The sequence below is a fragment of the Massilia sp. IC2-278 genome (assembly GCF_020708045.1).
Taxonomy (GTDB): domain Bacteria; phylum Pseudomonadota; class Gammaproteobacteria; order Burkholderiales; family Burkholderiaceae_D; genus Telluria.
The window spans coordinates 1,143,304-1,152,954 of sequence record NZ_JAJFES010000001.1 but is presented as its reverse complement, the minus strand read 5'-3'; the positions used below and the strand labels follow the sequence as shown (position 1 = coordinate 1,152,954).

The window sequence follows — 9,651 nt, the reverse complement described above, 5'->3', positions numbered from 1 at the left end:
GAGTCCGATGAAGCGGGAACGATCTCCCGCTTCGATGGCAACTGCTTGTTTGTCATGTAAATCCTCCAGGGACATATTGTCCACTATTTGGATGTCCATGAATCCCGGACCCTCTCAACCTGACCCCCGCTGTTCAGAAGCGGGTTTCCAGCGTCACGCGCGCCATCGTGCGGCCGGGGTAGATGCTGGTCCGGCGCAGCGTACCATTCTCGTCTACATAACGCGAATCGCCGATGTAGTCCTGCGCGAGCAGGTTCGACAGCGCCACGCGCAACTGGTATTGCGGGTTGAATTTGTAGAGCGCATACATGTCGAGGTCGCGCCGCACGCTCTGGTAGCCGAACTGCTCGACGTTGATGCGGACCGGACCGCCGCTCTTGAAGGCGAAACTGGAGCCGGCGCTCAGCTTGCCGCCGCGGGCGCGCCAGTCGATGCCGAGGGTGGCGGAGAAGGGCGTCTGCTGGTCGAGGCGGTTGTCCGGTCCGGGCACGGCGTCCACGCGCGACCAGTTGCGCGAGACGCTGGCGCGCAGGTCGACATCCGGCACGTTCTCGCGCAGCGACGACAGCGGGAACTTCGCTTCCAGCTCCAGGCTGCGCGTGAGCGCATCGCCGTCGTTGACCGGCGTCTGGATCCAGCGCCCGTTCTCGACCACCAGGCCCTGGCGCGTGTAGTCCTGGATGCGGCGCACCGAGACGCTGGCGGAAAGCAATGCCTTCTCGCCCCAGTAGTGCTCGTACGAGGCGTCGATGCCGGTCGCCAGTTCCGGCTTCAGATCCGGATTGCCGCGGTAGTCGGGATCGGTCTGGCTGTTGTTCGGCGTGGTGAAGCGGCGCGGGATCAGGCTGCTGGCCGGCGGCGCCTTGTACGTGCGGGTCAGCGCCAGGCGCACCTGGTCGCGGCTGTCGGGCAGTTTGTACAGGGTCTGCGCCAGCGGGCTCCAGACGCTGCTGCGGTTGCGCGTATCGTCGAAGGTATTGCCTTCGCTGGTCGTCTCCAGCCCTTCCCAGCGCAGGCCGGCATACATCGACCACCGCGGCGTGATGCTCCATTCGTCCTGCACGAACAGCGCCAGGCGCTCGATCCGGGCCCGGTAGCGCTCGTCGGCAAAGGCGTCGCGCCCGCTCAGGGGGAAGCCTTCGTCCTCGACGCGCGCGTCGTTGCGCCGCGTGAGGCCGCCGTCCCAGCCGGCCGACAAGGCGTGGCCGGTGCGCCAGGTGGTGGCGTACTTGCCGGTCGAGGTGATGCCGCGCTCCGAGGTCTTGCTCCAGACCGTGGACTCGCGCGCCAGCGGGCCGCCGGCATAGTCGAACTCGCGCCAGGTGCCGCGGTTGCGCATGCCGCTCACGCCGACCTTCACATCCAGCTTGGCCCCGCTCGCCAGGGCGTGGGTCCAGTTCAGGTCCGAGCGCAGGAAGGCGTTGTTCGCGCGGTTGTTGGTGTCGCGCAGGTCGTACAGCGGCGGGCGGCCGAGCAGGGTGCTGGTCACGCCATCGCCGTGGAAGCTGTTGTGGTTGTAGTTGAAGATGTTCTGCGAGGTGAGGGTGTCGCCGTTCTCCCCAGTCCAGTTTAGGCGTGGCGCCAGGTTCAGGTTCTTCGAGCGGCCGCGGTCCTGCTGGGCGGTGCGGCGCAGCATGACAATGTCGCCTGCGGGCGTGATCTGCGATTCCTCGACCGGCGAGGCGCGGTCGAAGTCGTAGGCCGTGGCATTCGCGCCCAGCGAATACGACAGCTTGCCGGCCCGGTCCGACAACTGCAGGCTGGCGTTCGGGTTGGTGGTGTCCGCACTCTTGCCGGCCCCGAGCTTGAGTTCGCGCTGCGCTTTTTTCACCGTCTTCTTGAGGACGATGTTGATGGTGCCGGCGATCGACTGGGTCGAAAACTCGGCGCTGGCCGCCGGCAGGATCTCGATGCGCTCGATGACGTCGGGCGAGAGCTGGTCGATCGAAAAGCCGGCCGGCGCGCGCTCGCCATTGAGCAGGATCTGCGTGTAGCCGCTGCCCAGGCCGCGCATGCGGATCTCGCCGCCGCGCCCCGAGGCGCCGCTGACGGTGATGCCCGGCAGGCGCTTGAAGACGTCGAGCACCGAGGTGTCGCCGTAGCGCTGGATTTCCTCGCTCGAGACCACGATGCGGCTGGCGGTATCGTCGCGCCGCGCATCATAGGTGTTCGCGCCCCGGACTTCGACGCGCTGGATTTTTTCGGCAGGCTTGGCGTCCTCCTTGCGCACCGCTTGGGCGTCGGCGGGATCGGTGGCGGGGGTGGCGACGGTCTGGGCCAGGGCTGGCTGGGCGGCGAGGCAGAGCAGGACGAGCGATGGACGGAGCATGAGGCGGTGACAGGAATGCAAGGGTGCGTTATTGTCGCCGAGTTCAGCCGCAAAGCGTTACGTTTATTTAACTAAAAGGAGAAGATTCGATGCGACTGCCCGCGTACGCTGTCCCATTGCTGGTGTTGGCCACTGCCGTGGTCAGCCTGCTGTCGCTGCACGTGGCCGGCGCGCCGAACGGCAACATCGCGATCCAGGCGGGCGCGTTTGTGCTGGCGGCGCTGCTGGCGGCGCCGGGGCGCGTCGCCAGCGTGATCGATGCGTTTGATGCGCGCTGGACGAGCGCCGCCATCCTGCTGCTTGCGGCTGCAGTGCTGTTCGCCGGGGTCGAGATCGATGGCGCGCGGCGCTGGCTGCGCGTCGGGCCGGTGCTGCTGCATCCGGCCAGCCTGTTCGGTTCGTTCCTGCTGCTGGCGCTGGCACGTGCTCCCGGCAGCGCGCTGTGCGCCGCGCTGGCGGGCGCCACGGTGCTCTGCTTCGGATTGGGGAACGATGGCGCGGCAAGCCTGGCCTTGGCGCTGGGCCTGAGCGGCTTGCTGCTGGGTGAGCGCCGGCACTGGAAGACGCTGCTGCCGCTGTGCGTGCTGGCCTGGTGCCTGGCGGCCTGGGGCTGGACCCGGCCGGACAGCCTGGCGCCGGTGCCGTATGTCGAGGAAATCGTCGCGCGCACCTGGACGGCTGCGCGTTTGCTGGGCGCCGCGGCGGCCATCCTGCTTGCGCTGCTGCCGCTGCCTTTCCTGCTGACGGTCCATATAGCGGGCGAGCGCGGCGCCGGCTATGCGTTTGCCGGCTTCTGGGCCGGCCTAGTGCTGGCCGGCCTGCTGGGCAACTACCCGATTCCGGTGATCGGCTACGGTGCCTCGCCGGTCATCGGCTGGGTGCTGGCGCTGCGTTTGCTCAGCAGCCGCTCGCCTTGATGCGCTCGACTTCCAGGCCGAACAGCGGACGCAGGCGGGTGCCGAGCACATTCCCGGCAAACGCGAACACCAGCCACAGCCAGCCGTGCAGGCTGCCCGAGATGATGCCGCTGAAGTAGGCGCCGATGTTGCAGCCGTAGGCCAGGCGTGCGCCGTAGCCCAGCATCAAACCGCCAACCACGGCGGCGATCAGCGAGCGCAGCGGCAGGCGCCACACCGGTGCGTAGCGGCCGGCCAGGGCGGCGGCCAGCATCGCGCCGAGCACGATGCCGATGTCCATCACCGTGGTCACGTCCTTGGAGAGCGGCGCTGCCAGCGCGGCGGCATTCGCCTTGGTCGACCAGTAGGTCCAGCTGGCGACGTCGATGCCCATCGCGCTTGCGGCCTTGGCGCCCCACAGCGCAAAGGCCGAGGTCACGCCCCAGGGGCGGCCGGCCAGGGCCAGCGTGGCGAAGTTCAGCACGACCAGGGCAATGGCGCCGGCGACCAGCGGCCATGGCCCGTACATCCACGACGCGCGGCGCGCCGTCGGCGTGCTCGGGTTGACCAGGCGGCCGTGGCGGCGCTTCTCCACGACCACGGTGATGCCGGCAATCGCCGCGAACACGGCAAAGTTCAGCAGCAGGGCCGGGAACAGGCCGAGCTCCGTGACCAGCGAGACCGGTTTCAGTTGCGGCAGCGATGTCCAGTAGGGCATGTGCGCGGTGGCGATCACCGAGCCGATGATGAAGAACAGCAGCGTGACCAGCATGCGCGTGCTGCCGCCGCCCACGGTGTACAGCGTGCCGGAGGCGCAGCCGCCACCGAGCTGCATGCCGATGCCGAAGATGAAGGCGCCGACCACCACCGAGGTGCCGGCCGGCGACACCAGGCCGGAGACCGGGGTGCCGAACAGCGTGCCGTTGGCAAGCGCCGGGAAGAACAGGGCGACGCCGACGGCGAGCATGATCATCTGCGCGCGCAGGCCGGCGCCGCGGCCGTCGGCGATGAAGACGCGCCAGGCCGAGGTAAAGCCGAAGGCGGCGTGGTACAGCGCGACGCCGAGCAGCGCGCCAACGACATACAGCGCGGCCTGGCGCGCGTCGACCACCTGCATCAGGTACAGGGCGCCGACCAGGATAAGGAAGAGCGATACCGCGAGCGGCTTCGGATTGATGCCGATCCGCGGCGCTGCGGACAAGGATGCTGAATTGGACATGGCGTGAACGAGCGTAATGACGTAACCCGCTATTTTCGCGCTTTTTGCCCTTTTCTGCTGGAGGCTGCTTCGTTTTGGCAGGGCCGTTGCGCTTCTCGCAAGCGGCCCTGGCGGTCCTCAATAGCCCTTGGCAAGCTGCTCCGGCGTGAGCGCATTCATCACCGCGAATACCCCGCTGGCGCGCAGGATGCGTTTCGACCCCACCTGCAGGTAGCAGTTCGCAAACGCCACGCGTCCGCCCAGCTTCTGGATGTCGACGTGGGCCTCGACCCAGTCGCCGGGACGGGCCGCATCGACGAAGTCGGTGCTGAGGTTCACGGTGACGAAGGACTGGCGTCCCTCGCAATGCATGGTCAGGCCCAGGCCGAGCGCCGAATCGGCGAGGCTGGACAGCATGCCGCCGTGCGCGATGCCGCGCATGTTGGTGTGGTTCTCGGTAATGCGCATGCCGATGATGATGGCGCCGTTCTCGCGGCTGCAATACAGGTCGCCGAGGTTGGCCATGTAAGGGCCGCCGCGTTTCAGGCGTTCGAAGCCTGCCGGCACGTCCGTGCCAATGTCCATTGATGTCATGTTTAAGCCTTGTGCGCCGTTCTATTAGCGGCATCTCGATTCTGCACAGTAAAACACAGGCGGCATGGTGTCAACCCTGCAATACGCTGTGCCGAAAATACCATTTCGCTCTGCGGTTCGCGCATTGTCTTCCAAATTTGGCGCTGCTACACTCATCTGCAGTAAAACTTGGTTTTACTCTGCGGTACTATAAATACAAACAGGAGACATATGGCTTTCCAGTTTTCCGAACGCGCGCTGGAGCTGCAGCGCCGCGTGAAGCAGTTCATCGATACCGAAATCGTCCCCGCGCAAGGAGCCTACAAGCACGAGGTCGACACCGCCCGCAAGGCAGGCAATGCCTTCATCGTCCCGCCCACCATCGAGCGCCTGAAGGCGAAAGCGAAAGAGGCGGGCCTGTGGAATCTGTTCCTGCCTGAGTCCGATCATGGCGCCGGCCTCACCAATCTCGACTACGCGCCGCTGTGCGAATTGATGGGCCGCGTGCCGATCGCCTCCGAAGTCTTCAACTGCTCAGCGCCCGACACCGGCAACATGGAAACCCTGGTGCGCTATGCATCCCCGGGCATCCAGGAACGCTGGCTGGCGCCGCTCCTGGCAGGCGAGATCCGCTCGGCCTTTGCCATGACCGAGCCCGACGTGGCCTCGTCGGACGCGACCAACATCACCGCCAGCATCGTGCGCGACGGCGACGAATACGTGATCAACGGCCGCAAGTGGTTCACCTCGGGCGCGGCCGACCCGCGCTGCAAGGTGATGATCTTCATGGGCAAGACCGACCCGGACAACCCGGAGCGCCACCGCCAGCAATCGATGATCGTGGTCCCGACCGACACGCCGGGCGTCACCATCGTGCGCGACATGTACGTTTTCGGCTACGACGACGCACCGCATGGCCACGCCGAAGTGCTGTTCGAGAACGTGCGCGTGCCGCTCGAGAACATCCTGCTCGGCGAAGGCCGCGGCTTCGAGATCGCCCAGGGCCGCCTGGGGCCGGGCCGCATCCACCATTGCATGCGCCTGATCGGGCGCGCCGAGATGGCGCTGGAAGCGATGTGCCGCCGCACCCTGGACCGTGTGGCATTCGGACGCAAGGTGGCCGACCAGGGCGTCTGGCGCGAGCGCATCGCCGAGTCGCGCATCCTGATCGACAGCGCGCGCCTGATGGTGCTGAACGCGGCCGAGATGATGGACAAGGCCGGCAACAAGGCGGCGGCTCGCGAGATCGCGATGATCAAGGTGATCGCGCCGAACATGGCCTGCACCGTGATCGACTGGGCGATCCAGGCCCACGGCGGCGGCGGCGTCAGCCAGGACTTCGGCCTGGCCCAGGCCTACGCGAATGCGCGCTCGCTGCGCCTGGCCGACGGCCCGGACGAAGTGCACCGCAACGCCATCGCCAAGCTGGAACTGGCGCAGTATCGTTAACCCCTACCGTTCATCCCTACGGTTCATCCACACAGGAGGCAGCCGATGTCGGAGCGCCATCTCGATTTCTGGCCCACGGGCCTGCCGCGGCACCTGACCGTGCCGCAGACGAATCTGTTCTACAACCTGGAAGTGTCGGCCACCCGTTACCCGGACAAGACCTTCTCGATCTTCTACGACACGCCGCTGAGCTACCGCGAATTCAAGCTCGAGGTCGAGCAGATCGCCGGCTACCTGGAGCAGGAATGCGGCGTGCGCCAGGGCGACCGCGTGCTGCTCTACATGCAGAACAGCCCGCAGTTCATGCTGGCCTATTACGCCATCCTGTGCGCCAACGCGGTGGTGGTGCCGGTCAATCCGATGAACCTGCTCGAGGAGCTGCGCCACTACGTAAGCGACACCGGCGCCACCACGATCTTCGCGCCGCAGGACCTGTATGCCCAGGTCGAGCCGCTGGTGGTTGCAGAGGGCGAAACAGGTCTGCAGCACGTGCTGGTGGCCGCCTATTCGGACTACATCGACCACGAGACCGACCTCAAGGTGCCGGACTTCGTGGCCGCGCCGCGCCGCCACATCGCCGGCCCGGGGGTGACCCTGTGGAGCGACATGCTGGCGCGCGGCTGCGTTCCCGGCCCGGTGACGGCAGGCCCGGACGACCTGGCCTGCATGCCGTATACCTCGGGCACCACCGGCCACCCGAAGGGCTGCATGCACACCCACCGCAGCGTGATGTACAACACGGTGGCCGGCATCCAGTGGTTCGGCGCCCAGCAGGATTCGGTGGCGCTGTGCGTGCTGCCGTTCTTCCACGTGACCGGCATGCAGGGCGGGATGAACGGCTCGATCTTCTGCGGCGGCACCGTGGTGGTGCTGGCGCGCTGGGACCGCGACACCGCGGCCGAATGCATCCGCCGCTACCGCGTGAATGCGACCCAGCTGATCTCGACGATGGTGGTCGATTTGCTGTCCAGCCCACGCGTGATGGAATACGACTTGTCGAGCATCCGCCGCCTGAGTGGCGGCGGGGCGGCCATGCCCGACGCGATCGCCCAGCGCATGCAGGATTTGATGGGCATCCGCTACATCGAGGGCTACGGCATGTCCGAGACCATCGCGCCGACCCACATCAACCCGAACGACCGCCCGAAGAAGCAATGCCTGGGCATTCCGATCTGCGACGTCGATGCGCGCGTGGTGGATCCGGAAACCATGGGGGAACTGGGCGTGGGCGAGGTCGGCGAAATCGTCGTGCACGGGCCGCAGGTGATGCAGGGCTACTGGAACAACCCGCAGGCGAGCAGCGACACGTTCGTCGAGATCGACGGCAAGCGTTTCCTGCGTACCGGCGACCTGGGACGGGTCGACGAGGATGGCTACTTCTTCATGGTCGACCGCCTGAAGCGCATGATCAACGCTTCCGGCTACAAGGTCTGGCCGGCCGAGGTCGAGACGCTGATGTACCGGCATCCGGCGATCCGCGAAGTGTGCGTGGTGGCCGCGAACGATGCGCGCCGCGGCGAGACGGTCAAGGCGGTGGTGGCGCTGAAGGACGGCTTTGCCGGCACGGTGAGCGAGCAGGACATCATCGACTGGTCGCATGCCAACATGGCGGCGTATAAAAGCCCGCGCATCGTCGAGTTCCGCGACAGCCTGCCGAAGTCGGCGACCGGCAAGGTGCAGTGGCGCGGGTTGTAATGCCGTGTGAGTGAACGGGCGCCGGCGGCTGCACATCCGGCCGGCGCCATGAAAAAAAGCCGGCAGGGTTCGCACCCTGCCGGCTTTGTCGTTCCTCCCGCAGCTTAGAACGCGTGCATGACACCCACGGTCACGCGGTTTGCCGAATCGCTGCCGACGGCCACCACGCCTTGCGCCAGGTTGATCTGGGTGGCGGTGACGACGGTGTCGGTGGCGGCGTGGCCGTACGACGCGTACACGGTGCTGCGCTTGCTCAGCGCGTAGCGGGCGATGGCGATGTACTGCTGCGAATCGTCGCTCAGGTCGCCCGAACGCTTGGTGTTGTAGAAGGCGCCGGTCAGGGTGATGTTCGGAGCCACCGGCACGTCGACGCCGGCGCCGAACACGGCGATCTTGCGGTTCGTGCTTTCCAGCTCGTTTTCCGAGTAGGTGCCCTTCAGCACGACGCGCGGCAGGGTGTACTTGACGCCGATCGCGTGCGACTTCAGCAGGTCGGTATTGGTGGCGTTCTTCATGCGCGCAAAGGCGCCGGCAACGTTCAGCGGGCCCGCGTTGTAGAAGGCCGACACGCCCTGGTAGGAACTGCGCTGCGAATCGCCGCCTTGCTCGCCGAAGGCGCGCATCAGACCGAAGCCGAAGCCGTTCCACGATGGCGAGACATAGCGCACCGAGTTATTCTGGCGCAGCGCGGTGCCGCTGCCGTTGGCGCCGTAGGCGCCGTACACGGCCGAGTTGTTCATCGCCGAGAACAGCACGTTCGGGCTGGTGGCGGCAAAGGCCAGGCCCATCGGATCGGCCATGCCGACCGACAGCACGCCCAGGATGTTCTGGCGGCCGAAGTCGATCGAGCCGAAGTTGCCGGTCAGGCCGACCGTGGCTTCGCGGTCGAACAGGCTGGTGACCGACGGGTTGCCGGTGCCGACGCCGGCGGCGCCGGTGTCGTTGAGGAGGGTGCCTTCCAGGCCGAAGCGGGCCTTCAGGCCGCCGCCCAGGTCTTCCACGCCCTTGAAGCCCCAGCGCGACACGGCCATCTGGCCGGCTTCGACAGTGGTGCGGCCGCCGTTCGGGCCATCATTGTTCACATGGGTGATGCCTGCGTCGACGATACCGTAGATCGTCACGCTGGTTTGCGCGGATGCGGCGGACATGCAGGCGCAGAGGGCGGCCAACGCGATGATGTGCTTTTTCACTGAAGCTGTCTCCTTATTATTCATGCTTGACCCCGGCGAGGCCAATCGCACTGAAGTTGCATAGCGGCACGGTTTCTCTTGGTGGAACTCAGCCGTCTATAGTGAAACTCTATTTTCATGTGTCAACACTGTCAACAACTATTAGTAGGTCGGCAGTAAAGCTGTTGTCGCGTGCACGTTTTTGTCTCACCCGGTCCACAGGGCAGGATGAAGTAACCGCATAACGCTCTCTCGTGGTGCAAATCGTTCTGCTGTGCGGAACTGCACGACCATTGTGTACTTTTGCACGGCAGCGTTCGCCACATAATTTCCATGTGGAAA

General features: G+C 66.1%; 7 protein-coding genes. 3 read left to right on the top strand and 4 right to left on the bottom strand.

Annotation, left to right across the window (positions count from 1 at the left end; all coding sequences use genetic code 11):
• Positions 1–133: 133 nt before the first annotated feature.
• On the bottom strand, positions 134–2,329 hold the full coding sequence (locus LK540_RS04850) for a TonB-dependent siderophore receptor (RefSeq protein WP_229435896.1): 2,196 nt from the start codon (positions 2,327–2,329) through the stop codon (positions 134–136).
• An 89-nt stretch (positions 2,330–2,418) separates the two neighbouring features.
• On the opposite strand from LK540_RS04850, the gene LK540_RS04845 reads away from it, so the two are divergent.
• Positions 2,419–3,246: a hypothetical protein gene (locus tag LK540_RS04845; RefSeq protein WP_229435895.1), complete on the top strand. Its 828-nt coding sequence runs from the start codon at positions 2,419–2,421 to the stop codon at positions 3,244–3,246.
• Here the strand turns inward: LK540_RS04845 and LK540_RS04840 are convergent.
• Together LK540_RS04840 and LK540_RS04835 are read right to left on the bottom strand one after the other, a co-directional pair.
• A complete protein-coding gene (locus tag LK540_RS04840; protein ID WP_229435894.1) occupies positions 3,227–4,444 on the bottom strand; it encodes a YeeE/YedE family protein in 1,218 nt (405 codons plus the stop codon). The genes LK540_RS04845 and LK540_RS04840 overlap by 20 nt on opposite strands.
• A gap of 117 nt (positions 4,445–4,561) precedes the next feature.
• Positions 4,562–5,008: a PaaI family thioesterase gene (locus tag LK540_RS04835; protein WP_229435893.1), complete on the bottom strand. Its 447-nt coding sequence runs from the start codon at positions 5,006–5,008 to the stop codon at positions 4,562–4,564.
• A 219-nt stretch (positions 5,009–5,227) separates the two neighbouring features.
• Between LK540_RS04835 and LK540_RS04830 the strand changes: the two genes are divergently transcribed.
• Together LK540_RS04830 and LK540_RS04825 are read left to right on the top strand one after the other, a co-directional pair.
• Positions 5,228–6,445, top strand: coding sequence for an acyl-CoA dehydrogenase family protein (locus tag LK540_RS04830; protein WP_229435892.1), 1,218 nt, complete (start codon positions 5,228–5,230; stop codon positions 6,443–6,445).
• 45 nt (positions 6,446–6,490) lie between these two features.
• Positions 6,491–8,140 (top strand): long-chain fatty acid--CoA ligase, encoded by a 1,650-nt coding sequence (locus LK540_RS04825; protein WP_229435891.1) that lies wholly within the window; start codon positions 6,491–6,493, stop codon positions 8,138–8,140.
• 104 nt (positions 8,141–8,244) lie between these two features.
• Here LK540_RS04825 and LK540_RS04820 read toward each other — a convergent pair whose 3' ends face one another.
• Positions 8,245–9,330 (bottom strand): porin, encoded by a 1,086-nt coding sequence (locus LK540_RS04820; protein WP_229435890.1) that lies wholly within the window; start codon positions 9,328–9,330, stop codon positions 8,245–8,247.
• Between the last annotated feature and the right edge of the window lie 321 nt (positions 9,331–9,651).